Origin of the sequence: Brevundimonas sp. UBA7664 (assembly GCF_002483305.1) — a bacterium.
Taxonomy (GTDB): Bacteria; Pseudomonadota; Alphaproteobacteria; order Caulobacterales; family Caulobacteraceae; genus Brevundimonas.
Genome location: NZ_DLHQ01000058.1, coordinates 14,359 through 38,739 on the forward strand (window position 1 = coordinate 14,359; position 24,381 = coordinate 38,739).

30 protein-coding genes and 1 tRNA gene are annotated in these 24,381 nt (G+C 70.0%); 14 read left to right on the forward strand and 17 right to left on the reverse strand.

The features are described from left to right. Position 1 precedes the first annotated feature (1 nt). The 6 genes from B2742_RS13595 to B2742_RS13620 form a co-directional block, all read right to left on the reverse strand. On the reverse strand, positions 2–1,540 hold the full coding sequence (locus B2742_RS13595; RefSeq protein WP_292067287.1) for an AAA family ATPase: 1,539 nt from the start codon (positions 1,538–1,540) through the stop codon (positions 2–4). 1 nt (position 1,541) lies between these two features. Then, the gene (locus tag B2742_RS13600; protein WP_292067289.1) at positions 1,542–2,213 is read right to left on the reverse strand and encodes a CpaD family pilus assembly protein; all 672 of its coding nucleotides are present in this window, start codon (positions 2,211–2,213) and stop codon (positions 1,542–1,544) included. An 8-nt stretch (positions 2,214–2,221) separates the two neighbouring features. Beyond that, the gene (locus B2742_RS13605; RefSeq protein ID WP_292067291.1) at positions 2,222–3,646 is read right to left on the reverse strand and encodes a type II and III secretion system protein family protein; all 1,425 of its coding nucleotides are present in this window, start codon (positions 3,644–3,646) and stop codon (positions 2,222–2,224) included. Continuing rightward, positions 3,643–4,557: a Flp pilus assembly protein CpaB gene (gene cpaB / locus B2742_RS13610; protein ID WP_292067293.1), complete on the reverse strand. Its 915-nt coding sequence runs from the start codon at positions 4,555–4,557 to the stop codon at positions 3,643–3,645. Before cpaB ends, B2742_RS13605 begins: the two co-directional genes overlap by 4 nt. Before the next feature lie 127 nt (positions 4,558–4,684). Continuing rightward, complete coding sequence (locus B2742_RS13615) at positions 4,685–5,197, reverse strand: A24 family peptidase (protein WP_292067295.1); 513 nt, start codon at positions 5,195–5,197, stop codon at positions 4,685–4,687. A 106-nt stretch (positions 5,198–5,303) separates the two neighbouring features. Further along, positions 5,304–5,489, reverse strand: a complete 186-nt coding sequence (locus B2742_RS13620; RefSeq protein ID WP_292067297.1) for a Flp family type IVb pilin — start codon at positions 5,487–5,489, stop codon at positions 5,304–5,306. A 300-nt stretch (positions 5,490–5,789) separates the two neighbouring features. Here B2742_RS13620 and B2742_RS13625 point away from each other — a divergent pair, with 300 nt between their 5' ends. Genes B2742_RS13625 through B2742_RS13635 form a run of 3 tightly spaced genes read left to right on the forward strand, consistent with a single transcriptional unit; the run spans position 5,790 to position 7,321 of the window. Further along, entirely contained in the window at positions 5,790–6,218 is a 429-nt protein-coding gene (locus B2742_RS13625) for a pilus assembly protein N-terminal domain-containing protein (RefSeq protein ID WP_292067299.1), read from the forward strand. Between the two features lie 6 nt (positions 6,219–6,224). After that, positions 6,225–6,779 carry a TadE/TadG family type IV pilus assembly protein gene (locus B2742_RS13630; protein ID WP_292067301.1) on the forward strand — a complete coding sequence of 185 codons (555 nt, stop codon included), beginning with the start codon at positions 6,225–6,227 and terminating at the stop codon, positions 6,777–6,779. Continuing rightward, entirely contained in the window at positions 6,779–7,321 is a 543-nt protein-coding gene (locus B2742_RS13635) for a TadE/TadG family type IV pilus assembly protein (RefSeq protein ID WP_292067304.1), read from the forward strand. Before B2742_RS13630 ends, B2742_RS13635 begins: the two co-directional genes overlap by 1 nt. On the opposite strand, the gene B2742_RS13640 is transcribed toward B2742_RS13635, so the two are convergent. The 7 genes from B2742_RS13640 to tsaD all read right to left on the reverse strand — a co-directional run bounded on the left by B2742_RS13640 (position 7,318) and on the right by tsaD (position 13,011). Then, positions 7,318–8,619 carry an anthranilate synthase component I family protein gene (locus B2742_RS13640; protein WP_292067306.1) on the reverse strand — a complete coding sequence of 434 codons (1,302 nt, stop codon included), beginning with the start codon at positions 8,617–8,619 and terminating at the stop codon, positions 7,318–7,320. The genes B2742_RS13635 and B2742_RS13640 overlap by 4 nt on opposite strands. After that, entirely contained in the window at positions 8,616–9,395 is a 780-nt protein-coding gene (locus B2742_RS13645) for a tyrosine-protein phosphatase (protein ID WP_292067307.1), read from the reverse strand. The genes B2742_RS13640 and B2742_RS13645 overlap by 4 nt, the downstream gene beginning before the upstream one ends. A gap of 46 nt (positions 9,396–9,441) precedes the next feature. Continuing rightward, positions 9,442–9,744: a winged helix-turn-helix domain-containing protein gene (locus tag B2742_RS13650; protein ID WP_292067309.1), complete on the reverse strand. Its 303-nt coding sequence runs from the start codon at positions 9,742–9,744 to the stop codon at positions 9,442–9,444. Between the two features lie 4 nt (positions 9,745–9,748). Beyond that, the gene (locus tag B2742_RS13655; protein ID WP_292067311.1) at positions 9,749–10,372 is read right to left on the reverse strand and encodes a hypothetical protein; all 624 of its coding nucleotides are present in this window, start codon (positions 10,370–10,372) and stop codon (positions 9,749–9,751) included. A gap of 104 nt (positions 10,373–10,476) precedes the next feature. Further along, on the reverse strand, positions 10,477–10,869 hold the full coding sequence (locus B2742_RS13660) for a Rieske (2Fe-2S) protein (RefSeq protein WP_292067313.1): 393 nt from the start codon (positions 10,867–10,869) through the stop codon (positions 10,477–10,479). 2 nt (positions 10,870–10,871) lie between these two features. Beyond that, positions 10,872–11,870, reverse strand: a complete 999-nt coding sequence (locus B2742_RS13665) for an NAD(P)H-dependent glycerol-3-phosphate dehydrogenase (protein ID WP_292067315.1) — start codon at positions 11,868–11,870, stop codon at positions 10,872–10,874. 10 nt (positions 11,871–11,880) lie between these two features. Further along, the gene (gene tsaD / locus B2742_RS13670) at positions 11,881–13,011 is read right to left on the reverse strand and encodes a tRNA (adenosine(37)-N6)-threonylcarbamoyltransferase complex transferase subunit TsaD (RefSeq protein WP_292067340.1); all 1,131 of its coding nucleotides are present in this window, start codon (positions 13,009–13,011) and stop codon (positions 11,881–11,883) included. Positions 13,012–13,060: 49 nt separating this feature from the next. On the opposite strand from tsaD, the gene hemC reads away from it, so the two are divergent. The 3 genes from hemC (at position 13,061) to B2742_RS13685 (ending at position 14,806) form a co-directional block, all read left to right on the forward strand. Beyond that, on the forward strand, positions 13,061–14,011 hold the full coding sequence (hemC, locus tag B2742_RS13675; RefSeq protein ID WP_292067316.1) for a hydroxymethylbilane synthase: 951 nt from the start codon (positions 13,061–13,063) through the stop codon (positions 14,009–14,011). Positions 14,012–14,016: 5 nt separating this feature from the next. Further along, complete coding sequence (locus B2742_RS13680) at positions 14,017–14,688, forward strand: uroporphyrinogen-III synthase (protein WP_292067342.1); 672 nt, start codon at positions 14,017–14,019, stop codon at positions 14,686–14,688. 42 nt (positions 14,689–14,730) lie between these two features. Then, a tRNA-Thr gene (locus tag B2742_RS13685) sits at positions 14,731–14,806 on the forward strand. Positions 14,807–14,821: 15 nt separating this feature from the next. Here the strand turns inward: B2742_RS13685 and B2742_RS13690 are convergent. Next, positions 14,822–15,790: a TauD/TfdA family dioxygenase gene (locus tag B2742_RS13690; RefSeq protein WP_292067318.1), complete on the reverse strand. Its 969-nt coding sequence runs from the start codon at positions 15,788–15,790 to the stop codon at positions 14,822–14,824. A gap of 94 nt (positions 15,791–15,884) precedes the next feature. Between B2742_RS13690 and B2742_RS13695 the strand changes: the two genes are divergently transcribed. Together B2742_RS13695 and metK are read left to right on the forward strand one after the other, a co-directional pair. Next, positions 15,885–16,925, forward strand: coding sequence for a hypothetical protein (locus tag B2742_RS13695; RefSeq protein ID WP_292067320.1), 1,041 nt, complete (start codon positions 15,885–15,887; stop codon positions 16,923–16,925). 62 nt (positions 16,926–16,987) lie between these two features. After that, the gene (metK, locus tag B2742_RS13700; RefSeq protein ID WP_292067321.1) at positions 16,988–18,187 is read left to right on the forward strand and encodes a methionine adenosyltransferase; all 1,200 of its coding nucleotides are present in this window, start codon (positions 16,988–16,990) and stop codon (positions 18,185–18,187) included. On the opposite strand, the gene B2742_RS13705 is transcribed toward metK, so the two are convergent. Next, entirely contained in the window at positions 18,184–18,432 is a 249-nt protein-coding gene (locus B2742_RS13705) for a hypothetical protein (protein ID WP_292067324.1), read from the reverse strand. The genes metK and B2742_RS13705 overlap by 4 nt on opposite strands. 89 nt (positions 18,433–18,521) lie before the next feature. Here B2742_RS13705 and trmB point away from each other — a divergent pair, with 89 nt between their 5' ends. Further along, the gene (trmB, locus tag B2742_RS13710) at positions 18,522–19,217 is read left to right on the forward strand and encodes a tRNA (guanosine(46)-N7)-methyltransferase TrmB (protein ID WP_292067326.1); all 696 of its coding nucleotides are present in this window, start codon (positions 18,522–18,524) and stop codon (positions 19,215–19,217) included. Here the strand turns inward: trmB and B2742_RS13715 are convergent. Next, positions 19,204–19,731, reverse strand: coding sequence for a biotin transporter BioY (locus B2742_RS13715; RefSeq protein ID WP_292067328.1), 528 nt, complete (start codon positions 19,729–19,731; stop codon positions 19,204–19,206). The genes trmB and B2742_RS13715 overlap by 14 nt on opposite strands. 110 nt (positions 19,732–19,841) lie before the next feature. Between B2742_RS13715 and B2742_RS13720 the strand changes: the two genes are divergently transcribed. Further along, positions 19,842–20,345, forward strand: coding sequence for a DUF1993 domain-containing protein (locus tag B2742_RS13720; protein ID WP_292067330.1), 504 nt, complete (start codon positions 19,842–19,844; stop codon positions 20,343–20,345). Between the two features lie 7 nt (positions 20,346–20,352). Here B2742_RS13720 and B2742_RS13725 read toward each other — a convergent pair whose 3' ends face one another. Next, positions 20,353–20,847 carry a protein-tyrosine phosphatase family protein gene (locus B2742_RS13725; protein ID WP_292067332.1) on the reverse strand — a complete coding sequence of 165 codons (495 nt, stop codon included), beginning with the start codon at positions 20,845–20,847 and terminating at the stop codon, positions 20,353–20,355. A gap of 181 nt (positions 20,848–21,028) precedes the next feature. Between B2742_RS13725 and rimP the strand changes: the two genes are divergently transcribed. The 4 genes from rimP to B2742_RS13745 form a co-directional block, all read left to right on the forward strand. Then, positions 21,029–21,571, forward strand: coding sequence for a ribosome maturation factor RimP (rimP, locus tag B2742_RS13730; RefSeq protein WP_292067334.1), 543 nt, complete (start codon positions 21,029–21,031; stop codon positions 21,569–21,571). Positions 21,572–21,574: 3 nt separating this feature from the next. Further along, positions 21,575–23,332, forward strand: coding sequence for a transcription termination factor NusA (gene nusA / locus B2742_RS13735; RefSeq protein WP_292067336.1), 1,758 nt, complete (start codon positions 21,575–21,577; stop codon positions 23,330–23,332). An 18-nt stretch (positions 23,333–23,350) separates the two neighbouring features. Continuing rightward, positions 23,351–24,019: an RNA-binding protein gene (locus B2742_RS13740; protein ID WP_292030424.1), complete on the forward strand. Its 669-nt coding sequence runs from the start codon at positions 23,351–23,353 to the stop codon at positions 24,017–24,019. An 82-nt stretch (positions 24,020–24,101) separates the two neighbouring features. After that, positions 24,102–24,381 (forward strand): translation initiation factor IF-2 associated domain-containing protein (locus B2742_RS13745; RefSeq protein ID WP_292067338.1); only part of this gene is annotated, 280 nt, incomplete at its 3' end.

The following is a 24,381-nucleotide window of genomic DNA, read 5'->3' on the forward strand; positions in this document are numbered from 1 at the left end:
GTCAGGACTTCTTCTTGAACAGGCCGGAGAACATCGACTTGCTCTCGCCCTTGCCGGCCTTGCCCTTCGGCCCGGCGATCATCGGCAGTTCGCGGCGCGAGACGATCTGGGCCAGGGTCTGGAACGCCTCGCCGGACCTGGACTTGCCGCCGGCGTCGAGGATCATCTGGCCGTTGTTTGCGGCGGCGCCGAAGACCTTGGGCTCGAACGGGATGATCAGGCTGGGGTGAACCCCGAGGGCGGCGCCGAAATCCTTGGCCGGAATCTCCGGACGACCGGGCACGCCGACCTGGTTGAGCACCAGCCGCGGCGGCGCGTCATTGGGTCGGCCCTGACGGATCAGGTCGATCATGTTCTTGGCGTTGCGCAGGCTGGCCAGATCCGGCGTCGCCACGATCACCACCTCGTCGGCGGCGATCAGGGTGCGGCGCATCCAGCCGGACCACAGATGCGGCAGGTCCAGCACCACGAAGGGCGCGGTCGAGCGGATCTGGGTCGTCACCTCCTCGAAGGCTTCCGGGGAGATGTCCCAGTCGACGTCGAGCGTGGCCGGGGCCGCGAACAGGCTGAGCTTGTCGGTGCAGCGGACCATCATCCGGTCCAGCAGCACCGGGTCGAGCCGGTCCGGCTGGCTGAGGGCGTCGGCGACGCCGCTCAGCGGATCCTGGTTGAAGTCGAGACCGGCGGTGCCGAACGGCAGGTCGTAGTCGACGATGACGGTGTTGGCGCCGATCCGCTCACTCATCGCCCAGGCGGTGTTGTGGGCGACCGAGCTGGACCCGGTGCCGCCGCGGGCGCCGACGAAGGCGATCGAGCGGCCGACGAACGGCTGGGCCGGATCGGCGAACAGGCCGCCGATGGCCGCGATCAGCTGCAGGGGCTGGAGGGGGGCGACGAGATATTCGCTGACCCCCCGGCGCATCAGTTCGCGGAACAGCAGGATGTCGTTGGTCGCGCCGACGACCACGACCTTGGTGCCGGAGTCGCAGACCTCGGCCAGCTGGTCGACCTCCCACAGCAGGGTCTGCGGGTCCTTCATGCACTCGACGACGATCAGGGGCGGCGTCGGCTCGTGCTGATAGGCCTCGACCGCCGCGGCGACGCCGCCGATGCGGATCTGGGTGGTCGCGCGCGACAGCCGGCGGTCCTGGCCGGCGCGCTCGGCGGCGGCGAGGGTGTCCTGGCGTTCGGCGAAGACGTGGATGGCGATCCGCGGAACCGACACCTCGGCGGTATGGGCCCCGCTCAGGGTCGGAGGAGAGAAGGCGGCGCTGGCGCCGGCGACCAGGTCCCCGACCGGGTTGAAGCCGCCGGCCGGCGCGGGCGGCTGCAGATCGCGGATCGGCTGGACGGCGGGCGCCGAGGGGTCCGGGGCGGTGAACTGGAGCGACTGACGCTGATCGACCGACACCTCCCCGAAGGGCTCGGGGACGACGTCGGGCTGCGCCGGAGCGACGGCTCCGGGAGCGGAGTAGCCCGCATCGAGATCGAACTCGTCGTCGAACTCGTCGAGCGGCCGGGGGGCGAAGGCGTTGCTCATGCTAGTCCACGGCCCGTGAGATCTCGCCGTCCACCAGGGGTTCCTGCGGCGTCGAGCTGATCCGCCCGCGACGATAGTTGTCGAACACCACCGCGGCCCGGCCGGAGTCGGCGGGCGTCATCGGCCGGGCGCCGAGAATGTCGCGGGGATCGGCGATCTGCGCCGCCATATTGGCGGTGATGGCGCAGCCGAGGCCGCCCGAACTCTGGTTGGAGAAGCGGGGCCCCATGTTGCGGGCCTCCATCGCGCAGTCGGGAATGTGGGCCCGGATGGTCTCGAAGCCGGCCAGCACGGGCGCGCGCGGGTCGGGCGCGGCATAGGCGGCCATCTGGATGCGGTCGCCGGGAACGCCGGCGGCCTGGAGGAAGGCGCGCATGGCATAGGCCTGCTCCACCGCGACGGGGTCGTCGCCGGCGGGAGATTCGATGCGGACCGAACCGGCGCCCGAGGCGCCGTAACGGGCGGCCAGGTCGCGCAGTGCGGACTGCTGGTTGGACGACAGACCCTGCTCATGAACGGCCAGGGCGATGCGGTCGAGACCCGGTTCGACCTGCAGCGCATAGCGCGACAGGGGCGTCATCGGGAGGGAGGCGTCACCGGCCGTCGAGGCGCAGCCCGTGACGGCGAGCGCCGCGGCGAGAACGAAGACAGCGGATGCGATCGAGCGGTTCACGGGAATCCTCATTCGATTACATAGCCCACGGGGCCGCTCCAGCCGCTGTCGGCCGCCGCCGGGTCGCCGGGGCGGCGGTACTGCTGGTTCAGCTGGCCGAACAGCAGGGTCTGGGCGTCATTGGCGATGACCAGGCCGTCGGCGGGCGACTGCATGCGCCCGGGCGAGGTCGGGGTGACGATATAGGCCTCGATGATGATGACCAGTTCGGTCTCGCCGGACAGATAGTCGCGCGAGCGGAACAGGGCGCCCAGGACCGGCAGGCTGCCGATCCCCGGCAGCTGGTCGATATTCTGGCGGGTGTCCTCGCGCAGCAGGCCGGCGATCATCATCGAGCCGCCGGACGGCAGTTCGACCGTGGAGGAGGCGCGCCGGACGTTCAGGGCCGGGATGACCAGGGCGTCGTCGGCCGTGCCGCCCAGGGTGAAGGAGCCGGCCGTGGTCAGTTCGGAGACCTCGGTCGAAAGCTGCAACGAGATCCGGCCTTCGGACAGGACGATCGGGCGGAAGGCCAACCGCACGCCGAACGGCTTGAACTCGATGCCGATCGAGACCTGGCCGGTGCCGGAGTCGACCGTGCGCCCGACCGGGACGGGGAATTCGCCGCCCGCGAGGAACTCGGCGTTTTCGCCGTTGACCGAGGTCAGGTTGGGCTCGGCGAGGATGCGGACCAGACCGGCGCGCTCGAAGGCGCGCAGGCTGGTGTCCAGCCGGTTGCCGTCGCCGCTCTGGTCCACATAGTTGAGGATGCCGCCGCCCAGCTGGCTGCCGGACACGCCGAAGGTCGCGCCCTGGGCGAAGGACAGGCCGTCGCCGACGCTGTTGAGAACGGTGTCGACATCGAGACCAAGCTGTTTGATCGCGGTCCGCTGGACCTCGATGACGCGGGCCTTGACCATCACCTGGTCGGAGCCGGCGATGGTCATCATGTTGATGACCTTCTCGGGCGCCGAGACGAAAGCGCGGGCGACCTGGGCGGCGCGATCGGCCTCGCCGGGGCTGCTGACCGGGCCGGTCAGGATGATGCTGTCGTTGACAGCCTCGGCGCGGACCTGCGAGCCCGGCATAACCCGGCTCAGGGTGTCCTGGAGCGCAGAGACTCCGGCGTCGACCCGGATGCGAAGGGACAGGATGGTGCGGCCGGACGCGTCCAGCACCACCGCGTCGGTTTCGCCCGGCTGGAGGCCGATGATGGTGATGCGCCGCGGCGAATGCAGCATCGCCTCGGCCACCATCGGATTCGGCACGATGACGTCGCGGGCGTCGGACGGCAGGTCGATGGCCATCGACGAGCCGCGCGGAAGATTGATCAGCTGGGCCCCCGTTCCCATCGGCACGGCGGCGCGCGACTGCGCGTGGGCCACGGTCGGAGCGACGGTCGGGGCAGCGGCGACAAACAGGCCGGCGAGGGCGATCGCGATGAGTCGTTTCATTGCACCACCACCACTTCGGGCGCGCCGCCGCGATAGATTCGGACGGCGGAGGATTGTCGGGCGACGGGCGCGACCCGGCCGGACGGACCGCCCGTATCGGCATAGGAGCGCAGCACCAGGCTCAGTTCGCCTTCGGACTTGGCGAGGGCCAGGGCCTCGGCGTCGCGGGGGCCGAGTTCCAGGGTGGCGGTGGCGCCAACCACGGCCTGTTCATCGTCGCCGGCCCGGGTCGACTGGTCGATGGCGAGAACCTTGACGTTCTGCATCACGGTCGAAGAGGTGAATTTGGACCGGTCGCCTTCCTGGGAGCCGATATTGCTGAGCGTCGTCTCGCGGGTCAGCAGCACATCGACCCGGTCGCCGGGCAGGATGAAGCCGCCGGCTGCGGTCTCGACCGTGACCCGGATGGCCATGGCCCGCATGCCGGGCTCGAGATAGGCGGCCATATAGCCGCTGTCTCCGGCGCGGACGATCTTGCGGCTGACGATCGGTTCGCCGGCCAGGATGGGTTCGCGCACGACCGAGCCGACATAGTCGGCCTTGGCCCCGCCCGTGGCGAGGTCGTTGGCGGCGCGGGTGACCGAGGCCACGGCGCCCGCGGGACGGGCGGCGTCGGCGTCGGCGGCGGCCTCGGCCGCGGGCAGAGGCGTCGAGCCGTCCGTGATGAAGGCCGGATTGACCTCGTCGACGGGCCAGTCCTTCCAGGCCAGATCGGCCTCGGTCAGGCGTTGTCCGGGTTGCAGATCCTTGGCGGCGACCAGCACCTTGGCCATGGGCCGCGTCGGAACGGCGGCGGCGGCAGCCACGGCGGTCGGCGTATTCGAGGGTGATCCCATGGCGCGCACGACCAGGGCCAGACCGATGGCGGCCACGGCGGCGACGCAGATCACGATGATACGGGCGGGCTTCATCGACGGTCTCCGGCAGGCCGGACCGGACCCTGAGTCGGTCCTTCGGCCCCCTACCGTTAACGACCATGCCGGGCGCGGGTTAACGGGGGCCTAAGTGACGGAGAAAGCCCGCTATCCTGCGGAGCCCCTATCCGGCGATAAAGGCGGCGACCAGCGGCGAGGCGGGATAGGCCGCCAGGGCGCCGGCGGCGATGGCCACGCCGTAAGGGATGTCCCCCTTGGGCTCCATCAACTGCCCGACCCAGCCGGGAGCACCCGAAACATGAGGCCGTAGCCAGCCGCGCGCCATCAGGATGAGCAGGCTCAGCAGGCCGCCCGCGATCGCGGTCCACAGAAGGAACGATCCGGACCCCGAAAGACCGAGCCAGAGACAGGTGCTGGCGAAAAGCTTGGCGTCGCCCCCGCCGATCCAGCGCAGGGCGAACAAGGCCATCATGATCAGCAGGGCGATCAGGGCGACACCGAAATGGACGGCGATGACCATCGGGCTCAGTCCGACCGCGAGGGCGGCGGGAGCGAATCCCAGGATGAGCAACCCCGAAATCCAGTTCGGGATCTTCATCGAGGTGAGATCCTTCAGGGCGCCGACGATGACGAGCGCGGGCATGACGGCGAGCAGGGTCAGGGACAGGAAGGTCATGCGCCGATGATCCCCGGGGCGCGTTAAGACCGGGTTGCCGTGCGGACAACGAGAAAGGGCCGCGGCGTTTCCGCCGCGGCCCTCAACTCATACCTGAGCCTTCGCCTTAGCCGGCGGGGGCGGCGGCCGGCGTCAGGCCGGTGGTGACGGCTTCGAAGGTCGTCGACAGCTGGGTGCCGAGCGCGCCGACAGCGGCGATGATGACGACGGCGATCAGGGCCGCGATCAGGCCGTACTCGATGGCCGTGGCGCCGGATTCGTCGTTGATGAACTGCGAGATGAACTTGGTCATGTGAATTTCCTTTTGATGTGTGAAGCGAGCCAACAACTTTGTGTGGGAGCGTCGGTCGCCCGCTTCACCCCCGAACACACCCTGACAATGCCCGACAGCGGTTAAGACCAGGTCGTCAGGCATGGTTACTTCGACATTTACTTCGAATTGCCCCGACAGCCCTGACGAATAGGGGAACCGCGGCGCGGTGCCAGAGTCTTCGAAGGCCCTGCAGACGGGCCGTTTCAGACTTTCTTGAGGATTGCAGGGCAGGTTTGCGGGAACGCTTACGCGCGCGCCCGTTCAATGGAAGTCGACGCCATGACCCTCTCCAGCCGTCTCACGCCCGCCCGTCTCGCCGCCGCCATGGCCGGGGCGGCGGTTCTCGCCCTCGCGGGCTCGGGAGCGACCCAGTCAGCCCGGCTCAATGTCGAGATCGACCAGGCGACGCGAGTGCAGCTGCGCGGACCAGCCGGCTCGGTGATTGTCGGCAATCCGCTGATCGCCGATGTGACCGTGGTGGATTCCAACACCCTGTATATTACGGGCAAGGGCTATGGCGTGACCGAGATCGTCGCCGTGGATACGATCGGCCGCACCGTGTTCCAGAGCCAGGTCGTCGTCAGCGAAGGCTCCGGGACAGGACGTGTGCGCGTCTGGCGCGGCGGACAGGCTACGGAAATGGCTTGCGGCTCGTCCTGCTCGCCCTCGGTGCGCGGGACCAGCGGCGTGGCGACGGTCGCCGAGTAGCGATCCGTGGCGAACCGCAGCCTTCGTCGATCGGACCGGACGCCGCGCCGCGGCCTCGCCCGTCGCCTGTTGCGCGCGCGCGACGGGTCGGCGGCGGTCGAGTTCGCCATGGTCGCCCTGCCCTTTTGCCTGATGATCTTCTCCATCCTGGAGCTGGGTCTGATCTTCGTGCTCGACTCCGTGCTGGACAACGCCACGTCTGATACCGGCCGGCTGGTGCGGACCGGCCAGGCCTCGGCGGCGAGCATGTCCGCCGAACAGTTCAGAACCTCCCTGTGCAGCCGGATGAGCGTCTTCTCCGGCGATTGCGCCGCACGCGTCTCCGTCGATGTGCGCGAGATCCCACAGTTCGCCGTCGTTCCCCCGGACCCCATGGCGGATGGCACCTTCGATTCTGACTCCCTAGTCTATACCAACGGCGATCCCGGGGATCTGATCCTGGTGCGCGTCTGGTACCGGCATCCGCTGATCACCCCCTTTCTGGACCAGGGACTGTCGCGCCTGAACGACGGCACGGCCAGACTGTCCGCCACCACCGTCTTCCGGAACGAACCGGAATGATGCGGCGCGGGCTTTTCAGGCAGTGGGCGGGCGACCAGCGCGGGGTCGCGGCGGTCGAGTTCGCCATCCTGGCGCCGGTTCTGATCTTCTTCTATTTCGGCCTCGCGGAGTTCTGCCAGGGCTATATGGCCCAGAAGCGGATGGGACACGTCTCGGCCATGGTCGCCGACCTGGTGGCCCAGCAGGAGGCGGTGGATCCGGCCGGCCTGGACGACATCTTCGCGATCGGCGACCTGATCATGAACCCCTTCCCGGCGGGGCCCCTGCAACAGCGGGTCAGCAGCGTGACCCGGGGCGCGGACGGCGTGGCCCGGATCGACTGGATTTACGGCGACGACCTTGAGGACCCCGGCCACGGCGAGGGGGACACTGTCACCCTGCCGGCTGATCTGATCGCCAACGGCGAGAGCATCATCATGTCCGAGGTCACCTACGACTATGACTCGCCGGTCGACCATCTGCTGCCCGCGACCACGCAGTTCTCGCAGATCAACTATCTGCGGCCGCGCACGGTGGAAATGACGGCCTGCGACGCCTGCTAGGGTCCGGTCAGGGCCTCGCGCAGGGCGCGGATCTTGACCTCGGTCTCCGCCAGCTCGGACGCGGGATCGCTGTCGGCGACGATGCCGGCGCCCGCCAGGACGCGGAAGCTCCAGCCGTCGCCCTGGCGCTGGAACGAGGCCGTGCGGATCAGCACCGAGGCCGTGAGCCGACCCTCCGCCTCGATGTGGAACAGGCTGCCGCACCATGCGCCGCGCGGCGGCTCGTGCGCGGCGATCACCTTCATCGCCTGATGCTTGGGCGCCCCCGTGATGGAGCCGGGCGGGAAGGTCGCCTCCAGCAGCTGGGCCGGCCCGACATCCGGCCGGGCGACGGCCGAGACGGTGGAGACAAGGTGGTGCACCGTCGGCAGGCTTTCGATCTCGAACAGGCGATCGACGGCCACGGAGCCGGCGCCCGCGACGCGGGACAGGTCGTTGCGCATCAGGTCGACGATCATCAGGTTCTCGGCGCGATCCTTCGCGCTGGCCGTCAGCTCGACGGCGAGGGCGGCGTCGCGGGCGGGATCGGGATGGCGGGGCCGGGTGCCCTTGATCGGCCGGGTTTCGATGCGGCGGGTGTCGGGGTCGAAGGTCAGGAACAGCTCGGGCGAATTGGACACGATCGCCCGGTCGCCCAGCCGCCAGAAGGCGCCATAGGCCGAGGCCCGGTCCGCCAGCCGCAGCATGACGTCGAACGGATCGGCGTCGGGCTGAAGCGCGCCGGACCAGGCCCGGGCGATATTGGCCTGGAACAGCTCGCCCGCGGCGATCCGGGCGACCACATCGGCGACGGCCTCGAGATAGGCCTCCGGCGACGCCTCGGCCTCGAAAACGCCGGCCGGAGCCGGTGGACGGGGCGGATCGACCGCGGCGGCCAGCCAGGCCATGGCGCGATCGGCGGCGGCGCGGGCGGCGGCGGGGGCATCGCCGCGGCCGATGGCCTGCACCGCGCCGCGGTGATGATCGAAGACCAGCATGGCCGGATAGCGGGCCAGCATCAGATCGGGCCAGACCGACGGCCGTGAGCCGGTCGCCGCACGGGCCCCGGCATCATAGGCGAGCAGGCCGACCACGCCGGAGGCGAAGTCGGGGCGCCGCAAGACGTCCAGCGCGTCTGGCCCGACCGCGCCGACATGGACCCGGTCCGGCTCGGCGGCGACAAAGGACCAGCGGCCCAGGACGCCGCCGTCCGAGAGCAGGGCCAGCGGTCCCTCGAGCGTCCGCAGACCCGCGGCGACCGCCAGCGGATCGCGCCACGGTCCGGTCCGGGTTTCGACGGAGCGGGGCGCGCCGGTCATGCCGCCAGCCGGCCGCCGATCCGGTCGCGCAGGGCCGCATCCACCCCCAGGGCCTGTTCCAGATAGCCGTCGACCGACCCGTGACGGGCGGCGATTTCGGCTAGGGCCGTCTCCAGATAAAGCGGCTCGACGCCGAGGAAGGCGACCACCGCGTCGTGGGCGGCGGCGCGACCGGTCCGCGCCTCGAGCTGACAGGCGATCCCCGGGGCGCGCCGTTCCAGATCGACGGCGGTGTTGGTCAGCAGATAGTCCGCGGCCATGTCGTCGGGGTGGACGCCCAGCAGATGATGGGTCAGGGCCGCCAGCAGGCCGGTGCGGTCCTTGCCCGCGGCGCAGTGGATCAGCGTCGGGCCGTCCGTCTCGCCCAGGACCCGGAAATAGCGCGCGAACAGATCGAGGTGGGACGGCTCGAAGGCCAGGCGACGATAGATGTCGGTCATGAATCGCCGCCCCGACTCCGGTGTCAGGTCCGCGGTCCGGAGGAAGGTGAGGTGCGGCGCCTCGCCGCCGTCGTCGTGGAGGCTCTCGATCACGCGCCCGGCGAACCCCGGGGGGCGTTTCGACGGCTGGTCACGGCGCTCGGACGGCCGGCGCAGATCCACGACCGTGACGATGCCCAGGGCTGCGAGCCGCTCCAGGTCCGCGTCGCTGGCCCGGGCCTGATGGCCGGACCGGAACAGCCGCCCGGGCGCGATCCGTCGCCCGGCGGCCGTGGCGTAGTCGCCGTAGTCGCGGAAATTATCGAGAGCGTCGAAGCGGTGGATGCGGCCGGTCATGCCCCCTGTCTAGACGACCGTTCCGGCCCGAACCACCGCGCCGCGATCACGCCTTTCCGACGAGGCCCTGCATGGCGTCGAGATAGGCGACGAAGGCCTTGCGCCCCGCGGGCGTCATCGCCGCCTCGGTCAGGGGCTTGCGGCCCTCGAACCGTTTGGTCACGGCGACGAATCCGGCGTCCTCGAGCTTGCGCAGATGGACCGACAGATTGCCGTCCGTGGTCTGCAGCCGCGCCTTCAGGGTGTTGAAGTCCGCCGTGTCGACGCCCGACAGGACCGCCATGATGCCCAGCCGCACCCGGCCGTGGATGATCTCGTCGATCCGGTTGATGTCGAAGTCATCGGTCATGCCATCAGGCCCGCGCCCGCCGCATCAACATCCAGCCGGGCAAGGCCATCAGCAGGAACAGGGCGCCGGCGTAGGCCAGATATTGCGCATCCTGCCCCGCCATCCACGCCAGCACGGGGGCGGCCACGAAGGAGCCGGCCGCGAGCCACCACAACACCGGGTTCCGGTACATGGTCGCACTGACCGTCCAGCCGATGCCGTAGAAGACCATGATGATCGAGGGCGTCAGGGCCATGCCCATCATGGCCGCGTCCTCGCCGAGCCGCCAGCCCAGCACCCCGAGCGAGGCGAAGAGGGCGAAAATACCCCAGCCAAGGGCGCTCCAGGTCGTGGTGGACGCCCGGTTCCCCGCCGTGACGACCCCGCCCTGGCGCTTCAGGCGCGGGATGACCACGGCGAGGACCACGAAGAACAGTCCGGTTGCAATCAGCCAGACGATGCCATTGATGGCGTCGGGAATATCGACCAGTTCGCCGATCTGGGCCCAGTGGGCCAGGCTGGCCGTCCCGTAGATCAGGCCCGCGGCCATCAGGATGGACGCCCCCTGCATGGGCGCCTCGCGGCCCTCCTCGGCCAGACGGCGCATCCAGGCGATGTCGGCGGTGGGGTCTTCAATGTTCTCGGTCATTGGCTCGTCGTCCTCCCAAGTCTCCACCGTTCTATGTCAGTTTGACTTTGTGTTGTAAAGTACTTGGCGGTAAATGGGCGCGCGAAGGCGCTGCGTGAGCCGCATCAGGCGGTGCGGATGATCCCGCCCACAGCCTCGACCGGCCACGGCGTCAGGCGGGCGCCCGCGCAGGGACCGCCGACACAGGCGCCCGACATCGGCTCGAACACCGCGCCGTGCCAGCCGCACAGGATCAGCGACCCGTCCGGGACCAGATAGCGGTCCAGCTCGATCGCCAGCGGAAAGCCCTGGTGCGGACAGCGGTCGACATAGCCGGCGACCTGGCCCGCCTTGCGCACGACGAAACCGTGGAAAAAGGCCTCCCCGATCTGCAGCACGAAGCCGCGCGAGCCGGGATCGGCGATGTCGGCCTCGACGCACAGGGCCACCCCCGGCGGCGTGGTCCAGACGCGCCTGCGTTCGGTGGCTGGCGGGGCCGGATCCTGATCCGTCGCCACCGTTAGTTCCGTTCAGCCTTCAGCGGGCGTGACAGAAGGCTGTCGATCATCGCATCGACGGTCGTCTCGCCGTTCAGCAAGGCGGCGACCGCAACGGAAATCGGCATGTCGACGCCCATCTTCGCGGCCAGCTCCCGCACCGCCGGTGCGCTCTCATAGCCCTCGGCCACCGACCGTTTGCCGGCCAGCGCCTGTTCCACCGACTGGCCCTGACCGAGCGCCAGGCCCAGACTCATGTTGCGCGACTGGGGGCTGGAGCAGGTCAGCACCAGATCGCCGAGGCCGCACAGGCCCGCCACGGTCTCGGCCTGACCGCCGAGGGCCACGCCCATCCGGGTCATTTCGGCGAAGCCGCGGGTGATCAGGGCGGCGTGGGCGCTGCGCCCCAAACCCCGTCCCTCGGCCATGCCGCAGGCGATCGCCAGGACATTCTTGATGGCCCCGCCGACCTCGGCCCCGATCAGGTCGTTGGCCAGATAGGGCCGGAAGCCGGGCGCCGACAGGGTCCACATCAGCTCCTCGCCGAGCGCCTCGTCGGCGCACGCCAGGGTCACGGCGCTGGGCAGGCCGCGCGCCACCTCGCCGGCGAAACTGGGGCCGGACAGGACCGCGGCCGGCGCCGTCGGCAGGGTCTCGGCCAGCACGTCGGTCATCAGCTTCAGCGAGCCGCGCTCGATGCCCTTGGAGCAGAGGATGATCGGCACGCCCGCCCGGTAGTGGTCGGCAAAGGCCGCCAGCGTCGATCGCATGTGCTGGGCCGGCGGGACGGCCAGGATCAGGTCGCAGGCGGCGAGATCGGCCAGATCCCCGGTGACCGAGACATGCTCATCCAGGACGATCCCCGGCAGGAAGGCCTCGTTGACGCGGCGCGCGCGGATGCTCTCGACCACCTCGGGCTCGCGCGCCTGCAACAGGACGTCGAGGCCGGCCCGGGCCGCGACCTGGGCCAGGGCGGTGCCCCAGGCGCCGGCGCCGATCACGCCTGCGGTCTTGAACTGCATGGTCACTCCCTCAAGCCTTGGCGCCCTTGCGGCCCGGCGCATGCGTCGGGTCGTTGAGCGCGCTGTATTCGTCGAGCGGCCAGCGCGGCCGGGCGGCGGTGTCGACGTCCGACACCAGACCCTTGCGCAGCCGCTCCGCCCCCGCCAGGGCGATCATCGCCGCATTGTCGGTGCAATAGGCCATGGGCGGGGCCAGAAAGGCGAATCCGTTTTTCTCCGCCGTCGCCTGCAGCGTCGCGCGGACCGTCCGGTTCGCCGCCACGCCGCCCGCGACGACGAAGAGCCGATGGGGATGGTCTTCCGCATAGGCCTTGAGCGCCCGGTCCGAGCGTTCGCTGAGCTGGCGGGCGATGGCGGTCTGGACCGCATCGGCCAGGTCGGCGCGCTGCTGGTCGGTCTCGCAGGTCTGGGCCAGCCGGGCCGCGGCGGTCTTCAGCCCCGAGAAGGAGAAGTCGCAGTCCTTGCGCCCCAGCAGGGCGCGCGGCAGGTCGAAACGCGATCCGTCGCCGGTTTCGGCCAGTTTCTCCAGCGCCGGGCCCCCGGGGTAGCCGAGGCCCAGGGCCTTGGCGATCTTGTCGAAGGCCTCGCCCGCCGCGTCGTCGATCGTCGTGCCCAGCCGCGTCATGTCGCCGACGCCGCGCACCTCGAGCAGCTGGCAATGGCCGCCGGAGACCAGCAGCAGCAGGAAGGGATAGTCGACCGGCTGGCCCAGCCGGGCCGAGACCGCATGGCCCTCCAGATGATTGACCGCGATCAGCGGCAGGCCGCGCGCCAGGGCCACCGCCTTGCCGAAACTCAGCCCGACCATGACGCCGCCGACCAGGCCGGGTCCGGCGGTGGCGGCGACGCCGTCCAGGTCCCCATAACCCAGACCCGCCTCGTCCATGGCCCGGCGGACGACGCCGTCGATCATTTCGACATGGCTGCGGGCGGCGATCTCGGGGACGACGCCGCCATAGGCCGCGTGATCGTCGATCTGGCTGTGCACCACCGAGGACAGCACCGTCGCCTCGCCGTCCGGCGACAGGCGCACCACCGAGGCCGCGGTCTCGTCGCAACTGGTCTCGAGACCGAGCACCGTCAGCGCGCGGTCGGGTGACGCGGTTGCCCGTCCCCCTTCGCTGCTATAGTCGGCGGCCATACTCATCGGGTCGAGGTAGCGACCCCGAACCCCCGGCGCAACGACTCTCATGGCCCCTCTCGTCCGCATCGGCACGCGCCGCTCGAAACTGGCCCTGACCCAGTCGGGGATGATGCAGCGCGCCATCGGCCGCGCCCTCGGCGTCGCCGACGCCGACCTGCTCGAGGCCGTGCCCCTGGTCGAAATCGTCACCACCGGCGACCGGGTGCAGGACCGCCGGCTGATGGAGATCGGCGGCAAGGCGCTGTTCACGAAAGAGATCGAGGAAGCGCTGCTGGAGGGCCGCGTCGACGTCGCCGTGCACTCCATGAAGGATGTCCCGGCCGACCAGCCCGACGGCCTGTGCATCGCCGCCGTCCCGCCGCGCGAGGACCCCCGCGACGCCTTCGTCAGCGAAGCCTTCGCCACCTTCGCCGACCTGCCGGTCGGCGCGCGGCTGGGCACCGCCTCGCTGCGGCGACAGGCGCAGGCTCTGGCCCTGCGGCCCGATCTGAAGATCGAGATGCTGCGCGGCAATGTCGACACCCGGCTGCGCAAACTGGCCGAGGGCGAGTTCGACGCCATCCTGCTGGCCGTCTCCGGGCTGAACCGGCTCGGGTTCGAGGCGGTGATCCGCGAGCGGCTGTCGCTGAACGACTTCCTGCCCGCGCCGGGACAGGGCGCCCTCGCCCTCCAGACCAGGACGGACGATCTCGACGCCGCCTGGGTCGCCGCGCTCAACGATCCGATGACCGCGCTCGCCGTGGCGGCCGAGCGCGGGGCGATGACGGCGCTGGAAGGATCCTGCCGCACCGCCGTCGGGGCGCATGCGATGATCGCCGACGGCCAGATGCGCCTCACCACCGAAATGCTGGCCCCGGACGGCTCGGCCCGCTGGCGGCGCGCCGGCCAGCTCGGCGACCTGTCCGCCGGAGACATCATCGACCAGGCCCGCGCCCTCGGCCTGAGGCTCGGCGCCGAGGTTCACGCCGCGGCCGGCGACCAGCGGGTCGAACCCTGACGGCGATCCGCCGCGTCTGGGTCACCCGCGCCGAACCCGGCGCCGCGCGCACCGCCGACCGCCTGACCGCTCTCGGCTTCGAGCCCGTCGTGGCCCCCCTGCTGGCCATCCGCCCGATCCCCCAGGCCGCACCCGACCTGACCGGCGTCGCCACCCTCGCCTTCACCAGCGCCAATGGCGTCGCCGCCTTCGCGGCCCTGACCCCGGACCGGACCCGACCGGTCTTCGCCGTCGGCGACGCCACCGCCGGCGCGGCGCGGGCGGCCGGTTTCGCGCGGGTACAGTCGGCGAGCGGCGATCTCGACCGGCTGGCCGCCCTGCTGATCGCACAGGAGCCGTCGGTCGGCCCCCTGCTGGTTGCGGGCGCCCGGGAGCCGGCGGGCGATCTGCCGGCCCTGCTGCGGGGCCGCGTCGAGGCGAAGGCCCTGCCCGTGTATGAGGCCGTCGAGACCGGCGCCGCGGCGCCCGCCGCCTTTGACGCCGTCCTGATCCATTCCGCCCGGGCCGCCCGGGCGCTGGCGGCGCTGGGCCCGTTCGCCGGCCGGACGGCGGTCGCCCTGTCAGCGGCGGCGGCGGCGCCGCTCGGCGACCGCTCCGGCCTCGAAATCCGCCTCGCCCCGACGCCCGACGAAACCGCCCTGCTCGCGGCGCTTGGCAAGCCCGCGCCCCGCGTATAAAGAGCGCCTCTCGCGCGGGGCTGCATCGCCCGTCGCGCCAAGGCCGCTTTAGCTCAGCTGGTAGAGCATCGCATTCGTAATGCGGGGGTCAGGTGTTCGAGTCACCTAAGCGGCACCATTCCTCCATCGCAAATCAGACGCTGACGCCGGCCTCGGCGGTCGGCGGGCGGAACATGGCGCGGCGCCAGGGGGGATCGGCCGGTTCCTCGGGGTCCGGGGCGGCGTCCCTGAGATAGCCGAAATAGGAGGCGATCAGCCGGTTGTCGGCGTCGATGATGGCGCGACGCCCGTGCATGACGCGGCTGTTGTCGACCATCAACAGATCGCCCGGCAGCCACAGGATCGGGGCCGTGATGTCCGCCGCCGCCTGGCGCACGGCGTCCATCCAGGCGTCGGGCACGCGCTGGCCGTTGTCCATGACCGGGAAGTTGGGCAGGCCCAGATAGTCCCGCGCGAACAGCAGGAAATTGCCGAAGGCGGGTTGGTTTCCGAACCGGGTGCGGTGGAGCATCGGCCGGGTGAAGACCCGCATCACCCCGGCCGGGGTGCGCACAAAGCGATAGGGGCAGGAGGCCGGCGGCGACGCCAGCCGGGCGTCGCTCGGTTCGGCCTCGCCCAGCCAGTAGCTCAGGGTCTCCGGCAGGGCCGGCTGGACATACAGCAGCCGGCGGGCGGCCATGGCGTCGCGGATATCGGCCGGCAGACGCCGCACGATCTCGGCTCCGTCGCAGACCGTGGTCTCGCCGCCCGACACCGGCGGCTGCAGGCAGAAGAAGAAGCAGACGTCGGGCTTCCACGGCTCGCGGGACAGTTCGGGGTGCAGCGGAAAGGGGGCCGAACCGCCGTTGACCGACTGGATATTGTGGGCTTCGTCCAGCAGGCGGCGGTCCGGGCTCTCGTTGAAGACGGAACTGGCGCACCAGATGTCGGTGAAGGCGTGAAACCCCTCGAGATCGACCGGAAAGCCGCGCAGCAGCACCGCGCCATGGGTGCGGAACAGTTCGCCGATCGCGGCGGTCGGCACGGCTTCGATGGGCTCGCCGGCGCCGGCCTGGACGATCGCATAGGGGGTCGCCGGGGTCGGCGCCAGGAACTCGGGCATCGGCATCCGCTGCGCGTGAGGTGAACACGCCTGTCATAGCGCGACGCGGCGGGTTGTGCGACAGCGATCACAGACCTGCACGACCGGAGGCCCCATGCAGCTCAATCTCAGAGACCTGATGGACTCGCCCGACCATCATCTGTTCGCCTTCGAAGGGGGACAGGCGACGCTGATGCCGATGGACCGGGCGGCCTATGCGCGGTCGATCTTCCTGGATCGCCGCATCCAGCCGGCGGGTCCTTCGATGGCGCGGGTGGACGCGGCCCAGCTGGCCGCCCTGCTGGACCGGACCGGCGCGCCGGCGGCCGAGATCGGCTGGATCTTTCATGTCGCCCATTGCGGTTCGACCCTGCTGGCCCGCGCGCTGGACGGGCCCGGCGATCTGGTGCTGCGCGAGCCGGTGGTGCTGCGCCAGCTGGCGGTCGAGGCGGTGAGCACGGGGCGCGACGCGGGCTGGCAGGCCCGGTTGCGGCTGGCGCTGCGTCTGCTGGGCCGTCGCTACGCGCCCGACGCGCCGGTGATCGTCAAGGCCAATGTGCCGGTGAATTTCGTCGTCGACGACCTGATGGCGCAGCGCCCGACGGCGCCCACGCTGTTCCTCTATTACCCGCTGGAGACCTATCTGCTGGCGATCCTGCGCTCCGACAATCATCGCAACTGGGTCATGGGCGTCAGCGCCGAGCTGAAGCCGGAGCTGGACCGGCGCGAGCCCTGCGAACCGGCGCCGTCGACCCCCGCCGTGGCGGCGGCGCGCCTGTGGCTGGCCCAGATCCGCATCTATGCCGAGGCCCTGGCGCGCTATCCGAACGCCGCCGGCCTGGACGCCGCGACCCTGTTCGCCCGCCCCGGCCCCGTGCTGGAGGCGGCGGCCCGCCATTTCGGCGTGACGCAGGACGCCGCAGCCCTGGAGGCGACCCTCGCCGGTCCCCTGTTCTCGACCTATTCCAAGAACCCCGGGGTGGCGTTCGACAATGCCGCCCGGGTGGCGCGAGAGGCGGAACAGCGCACCCTGCTGGCCGGCGATCTGGCCGCCGCCGACCAGTGGGTGCGGGCGCGGCTGGCGCAGCGTCCCCTGCCGGACCGACTGGACCGGGCCCTGGTCGGACCCGCGCCCCTGCTGCTCGGCTCAGGTTGAGCTTGAACACATAAGGATATCTTTATATGTCTGGCGACCGTCCTTCCGCCGGAGCGCTGCATTTGTCCCGTTCGTCCTTCCTCTTCACCTCGGAAAGCGTCTCCGAGGGCCATCCCGACAAGGTCGCGGACCGCATCTCCGACACGGTCGTCGACCTGTTCCTGTCCAAGGATCCCTATGCGCGGGTGGCCTGCGAGACGCTGACGACGACGAACCTGGTCGTCCTCGCCGGCGAGATCCGCGGCCAGGGCATCATGGACACGAACGGCCAGTGGGCGCCGGGCGTGCAGGACGAGATCGAAGCCGCCGTCCGCGCCGCCGTGCGCGACATCGGCTATGAACAGTCCGGCTTCCACTGGGAGACCTTCGAATTCATCAACCGCCTGCACGGCCAGTCGGCCGACATCGCCGTCGGCGTCGACGCCGCCGGCAATAAGGACGAGGGCGCGGGCGACCAGGGCATCATGTTCGGCTATGCCTCGAACGAGACGCCCGAGCTGATGCCGGCCACCCTGCAGTACAGCCACAACATCCTGAAGCGCCTCGCCGAGGTCCGGCACGGCGGCGACAAGCGGCTCGAGCCCGACGCCAAAAGCCAGGTCACGATCCAGTACGAGGACGGCGTGCCGGTGCGCGCCACCTCGATCGTCCTGTCGACCCAGCACGCGCCGGGCCTGTCGTCCGCCGACGTCGCCGACATCGTCAAGCCGCATATCCTCTCCGTCCTGCCGGAAGGCTTCACCGACGAGAACACCGTCTGGCATATCAACCCGACCGGCATCTTCGAGATCGGCGGTCCTGACGGCGACGCGGGCGTGACCGGGCGCAAGATCATCGTCGACACCTACGGCGGCGCGGCCCCGCACGGCGGCGGCGCCTTCAGCGGCAAGGACCCGACCAAGGTCGACCGCTCGGCCGCCTATGCCTGCCGCTACCTGGCCAAGAACGTCGTCGCCGCCGGCCTGGCCGACCGCTGCACCATCCAGATCAGCTACGCCATCGGCGTGGCCAAGCCCCAGTCGATCCACGTCGACCTGCACGGCACCGGCAAGGGCGCGATCACCGAGGCGGTGCTGGAGGCCAACATTCTCGGCCTCATCGGCGGCGCCACGCCGCGCGCCATCCGCGAGCACCTCGGCCTGAACAAGCCGATCTACGCCCGCACCGCCGCCTACGGCCATTTCGGCCGCGCGCCGGACGCCGACGGCGGCTTCAGCTGGGAGAAGACCGATCTGGTCGATCAGCTGAAGGCTCTGGTCTAGGGATCCAGTTCGGGCTCGCCGGTCTCCGGCGAGCCCTTCGGCGTCTCGTCCTTGGCCTCGGCCACATGCCGTTGCGGCGGGTCCAGGGCCGCGCCGAATCCGAACAGCATGGCGGCCATCATCTGCACGCCGCCGCCGCGTCGTTTCGCGGCGGTCCGCCCGCCGCCGCCCGCCAGGGCCAGCGTGGCCCAGACAATCAGCCCGACCAGCCCCAGGCCCACGCCCCAGCCGATGATCTCCGCCATGTTCCGCTCCTTGCGCCCGCCGAACATGGGGAGGCGGTGCGCGCTGTGAAGGACTCGCGCCGGACGCGCGACCGCCTATAAGGCCGCCCATGCCCCTTTCCGACGATCCCGCCCACCGCCCGCTTCGCTCGTTCGGCCGGATCAAGTCGCGCGCCATCAAGCCGCGGCAGGCGGCCCTGTTCGATACCCTGCTGCCCGGCATCGCCCTGCCGGATCCGAAGGCCGGGCCGATCGATCCGAAGGCGCTGATGCCCGAAGCGAAAGCAGTCTGGCTCGAGATCGGCTTCGGCGGCGGCGAGCATCTGGCTGAACAGGCGGCGCGGCATCCCGACACGCTGATGATCGGCTGCGAGCCTTTCCTGAACGGCGTGGCTTCGGCCCTGCGCCATATCGACGAGCGCGGGCTGAAGAACGTCCGCCTGCACGCCGACGACGCCCGCGACGTCATGACGGCCCTGCCCGACGCCTCGCTGGACCGGGTGATGATCCTGTTCCCCGACCCCTGGCACAAGGCGCGGCACAACAAGCGCCGGCTGGTGCAGGACGAGACGGCGGCGGAGATCGCCCGCCTGCTCAAGCCCGGCGGCGGCCTGCGCTTCGTCACGGACTGGAAGGACTACGCCGACTGGGCGCTGGAGAAGTTCGAGCGCACGCCCGGTCTGGTCTGGCAGGCCGAGGCGGCGGACGACTGGCGCAGCGCGCCGGCGGATCATGTCGTCACCCGCTACGAGGAAAAGAAGCTGGGCGACACGGCCCCGATCTTCCTCGACTTCATCCGGGCCTGAAGCCGGCGACGGCCGACAGGGCGCGGGCCGCGAGGACGACCAGCACCGACTTGACCGCCGCCCCGGCCAGAAAGGGCGTGAAGCCGGCGGCGACCGCGGCCGGAACGCCGATCCGGCCGGCCAGCCAGCCCGTCCCCAGCGCCAGGATCATCAGGTGCAGGCCGAACAGCCAGGCCGTCGCCGGGGCCAGTCGGCCCAGCCGTCCGCCTTCGGCCAGAACGCCCGCCAGCCCGGCGGCGAGCGGAAAGGCGAACAGATAGCCGGCGGTCGGCCCCGTGAACGGCCCCGGGCCCGACGCCCCGTCGGACAACACCGGCAGGCCCGCCAGCGCCAGGGCGAGATACAGCACGACAGCCGCCGCGCCCCATCGTGGCCCCAGAATCACGCCGGCGAGCAGCACCGCCCAGGTCTGCATCGTCATCGGCACCGGGACCATCGGCACGGACAGTCGGGCGCAGAGCGCGATGAGCAGGGCGAAGCCGAGAAAAGAGGCGAGGCGGAGCGGGGCAGTCATGGGCGAGGCCAATCACGCCGGGCTGAACAGGGCAAGACCCACGACGCCTCCGGCTGGAAATCGATCGCGAACCGGGGCAGAAAGCCTGCGTACCTCAAAAGGACGGACCCATGAGCCTCGCCCTCGACCACGTCGCGACCTCCATGTTCCTGCGCGGCCTGAGGGCTCTCGACGGACTGCTCGACCGGGCGCTGGAGTCCGGCCTGGACGAAACGGCCCTGATGGAGGCGCGGCTGGCGCCGGACATGCGGCCCTTCCCCGACCAGATCCGCATGGCGTCCTTTTCAGCCCGCAGCTGCGTCGCCCGGCTGACCGACCAGCCGTGGCCGAAGACCGACGATGCGGAGGCCAGCCTGGCCGACCTGAAGGAGACCGTCGCCCTGTCGATCGCCTTCATCGAGGCGGCCGAGGCCGCGGCGTTCGACGGCGCCGAAACCCGCCGGGTCGAACTGCGATTCCCCGGGGTGGAGCTGAATTTCGAAGGCGCCGGCTATCTGACCAGCTTCGCCCTGCCGAATTTCTATTTCCACCTGTCGATGGCCTACGCGATCCTGCGCCATCTGGGCGTGCCGCTGGGCAAGCGCGACTACCTCGGTCAGCTGGACATGGTTTGAACCAGCCTCAGGCGCCCCGCACCCCGGCTGCGAAGTCGCGAAGGAAGGCCAGCTGCTCGTCGGTTTCGGGCACGGGCCGACCCCGGGCCTTGCCGACCCGCAGGATGGCCTCGTCCGGATGGACCCCGCCCACGATCAGGGCCGCGATGGCCAGGGACGGCGCCCGGCCGAGCCCGGCCCGGCAGTGGATCACGATGGCCTGACCGGCGTTCAGCCGGCGCTCGATGGCCGTGGCCACGCGCCGGTAATAGACGGCGTCCGCCGGAACGCCGTGGTCTGTGATCGGGAAATTGTAGAAGCCGACGCCGTGGCGTTCGGCCGCCGCGCCCTCGTCGCCCAGACCCAGTTCGGCGGCCTCGGCCGGCTCCAGCAGGCTGACGACGTGATCGACCATGCCGTGCGCCAGCTTGGCCATCTGCCGCTCCAGCGCCTCGCCGCCGTCGGGCTTTCGCGAAATGCCGAGGCGCCCGGGGCCGTCGAGACCGATCCAGAAGATTTTCATGCCGTCCTGTTCTGCCTTTGTCGTCGAGACAGGGCAACGCCGCGATCGGATATGACGACAGGGGCTGACAAACCCCTCCGCCGGAGCTATACGCCCCGTCACATCGTTAGACCGGCGTCCTAACGGCGCCGTTTGAGCGGCGGCCGTCGGGCCCGCCGCTTTTTTATTGGACCGAGCCCCGTTGAAGGCCAAGACCGTTGAAGACCGCGCTCTGCTGGAGCTGATCGAACCCGTGGCCGAGAGCCTGGGTCTCGACATCGTGCGCGTGCGTCTGATGGGCGGCACCCTGCGCCGGCGGCTGCAGATCATGGCCGAACGGCCCAGCGACCACGACATCGCCGTCGAGGAATGCGCCCGCCTGAGCCGCGCCGTGTCGGAAGTGTTCGACGCCGCCGATCCGATCGCCGGCGAATATCTGCTGGAAGTGTCGTCGCCGGGCGTCGACCGCCCCCTGACCCGCCTGTCCGACTTCGACCTGTTCGAGGGCTATGAGGCGCGGCTGGAAAGCGATCGCATGATCGAGGGCCGCAAGCGGTTCAAGGGCATGATCGCCGGGACCGACGGCGACAATGTCGCCATGGACCTGGAGGGCGAGGAGGACACCGCCCTGATCCCGTTTGACTGGCTGGTCGACGCCAAACTGGTGCTGACCGACGAACTGATGAAGGCGGGCGCCGAGAAGCGCGCCGCCCGTAACGACAACTCTGTTGAGACCGAGGACTAGACCATGGCTGTAGCCGGCGTTTCCGCGAACCGACTCGAACTGCTAACGATCGCTGACGCGGTCGCGCGCGAGAAGAACATCGACAAGGAGATCGTCGTCGAGGCGATCGAGGAGGCGATCCAGAAGGGCGCCAAGTCGCGCTACGGCGCCCATCACGACATCCGCGCCAAGATCGACATCAAGTCGGGCGAAATGGCCCTGACGCGTCACGTCACCATCGTGGCCGACGACTGGCAGCCGGAAGACGAGCTGGAAGAGTTCAACGACTCGGCCATGGTCCGCCTGACCGACGCCTCCAAGCGCGATCCGGACGCCTTCGTCGGCAAGGAATACATCGAGAATCTGCCGCCGTTCGAGTTCGGCAGGGTGCAGACCCAGATGGCCCGTCAGGTCGTGACCGGGAAGGTCCGCGACGCCGAGCGCGCCAACCAGTACGAAGAGTTCAAGGACCGCGTCGGCGAGATCGTCAACGGCACCGTCAAGCGCGTCGAATACGGCAACACCGTCGTCGACCTGGGCCGGGGCGAGGGCATCATGCGCCGCAACGACTCCATCCCGCGCGAGGTGTTCAACATCGGCGACCGGATCCGCACCTACATCTATGACGTCCGCGCCGAGGCCAAGGGCCCGCAGGTCATGCTGTCGCGCTCGCACCCCGGTTTCATGGCCAAGCTGTTCGCCCAGGAAGTCCCGGAAGTTTACGACGGCGTGATCGAGATCCGCGCCGCCGCCCGCGACGCCGGCTCGCGCGCCAAGATGGCCGTGCTGTCGAACGACTCCTCGATCGACCCCGTCGGCGCCTGCGTCGGCATGCGCGGCTCGCGGGTTCAGGCGGTCGTCGCCGAACTGCAGGGCGAGAAGATCGACATCATCCAGTGGAACAATGACGAGCCCACCTTCATCGTCAACGCCCTGGCCCCCGCTGAAGTCTCCAAGGTCGTGCTCGACGAAGAAGCCGACCGCGTTGAAGTGGTGGTGCCGGACGAGCAGCTGTCGCTGGCCATCGGCCGCCGCGGCCAGAACGTCCGCCTCGCCAGCCAGCTGACCGGCTGGCAGATCGACATCATCACCGAGTCGCAGGACTCCGAGCGCCGCCAGCGCGAGTTCAGCGAGCGCACCACCCTGTTCCAGGAAGCCCTGGACGTGGACGAGGTCATCGCCCAGTTGCTGGTCACCGAAGGCTTCGCCACGGTCGAGGATCTGGCCTTCGTCGAACCCTATGAAATCTCCGACATCGAGGGCTTTGACGAGGACACCGCCGAGGAGCTGCAGGCCCGCGCCCGCGACTTCCTCGACAAACAGGCCGCCGTGCTGGACGCGAAGCGCGTCGAACTGGGCGTGCTGGACGAAGTCATGGCCGTCCCCGGCGTGACCGGCGCCATCGCCGTCGCCCTCGGCGAAGGCGGCGTGAAGACCGTCGAGGACCTGGCCGATCTGGCCACCGACGAGATCCGCGGCGGCTATGAAGTGAAGAACGGCGAACGGACCAAGGTCCCGGGCGTTCTGGAAAGCTTCAACCTGGCCCAGGAAGAGGCCGAGATGCTGATCCTGCAGGCCCGGGTCGCGGCCGGCTGGATCGACGCCTCGGAACTGCCGCAGCCGCCGGAGCCGGAATACGAGGAAGAGCTGGCCGAGGGCGAATACGACGCAGACGCCGTCTTCGCCGCCGCGCCGGAAGGCGACGAGGGCGAGGTCGCCGCTGACGAAGACACCGACGACGAGGTCCTCGCCGAGGACCCCGAACAGCCCGAAAACGCGTGATGGGAAACCGAGCCCTCCATGAGTCTGCGCGAAGCGACGATCGATAGAGAGAGACGCGACCTCGTCACCCACGAGGTCATGGATGAATCTCGCCTGATCCGCTTCGTCGCCGCTCCGGACGGCTCGGTCGCCCCCGATCTGGCGCGCAAGCTGCCCGGCCGCGGCCTGTGGGTCGCGGCGGACCGCGCCTCCATCGAGGCGGCGGTGAAGAAGAACCTGTTTTCACGCGCCGCCAAGGCGCCGATGAAGCCGGCCGCGGACCTCGCGGACACGGTCGAAAGCCTGCTGTTCCGGCGCTGTCTGGACCAGCTGGGGCTTGCCCGGCGCGAAGGCGTGCTTATCTCAGGCTTCGAGAAATCCCTGGCCAATGTGCGGTCGGGCAAGGCTGCATGGATCATCGAGGCGGCGGACGGGTCCGCCGACGGTCGCGGCAAGCTGCTTTCGCTGGCGAAACACATGACGCCGCCCCCGAAAGTCTGCGGCGTCTTCACGGCGGACGATTTGAGTTTGGCCCTTGGGCTGGAAAATGCGATACACGCCGTCCTGCTTGAGGGCGGGCGGGCCGATCGCTGGACCATAGAGGTCGAACGACTGGCGGGATTTCGACCGCTTCTGCCCCCGGAGTGGGGCGGTGAGCCGGCTGAGGCCCCGAACAAGGTTTTGGACGGGCGGGGTTCTGCTCCCTGATTTGGGGGCAGGGCGACGCGCGGCTTTTTGTGTTTGAACGAGACGACGGCGGATCACCCGCTGTCCCCAGTAAAGCGACCGGATGACTGACGAGAACGACAAGACCAACGACGGCGCACCGCAGGCTCCGACCGGGACTCCGTCCCAGACGGGACCGCGCGCGCCGCTGAGCCTGAAGCCCCGGCAGGCGGGATCGGTTTCGACCGGCACCGTGCGCCAGAGCTTCAGCCACGGCCGCACCAAGACCGTGGTGGTCGAGACCAAACGCCCCCGCGCCGGCGTCGCCCCGGGCCATCAGCGCCCGCAGGGCTTCGACGTCGCCGCCCGTCCGCGCACCGACGCGCCCGCGCCCCAGGCCCCGC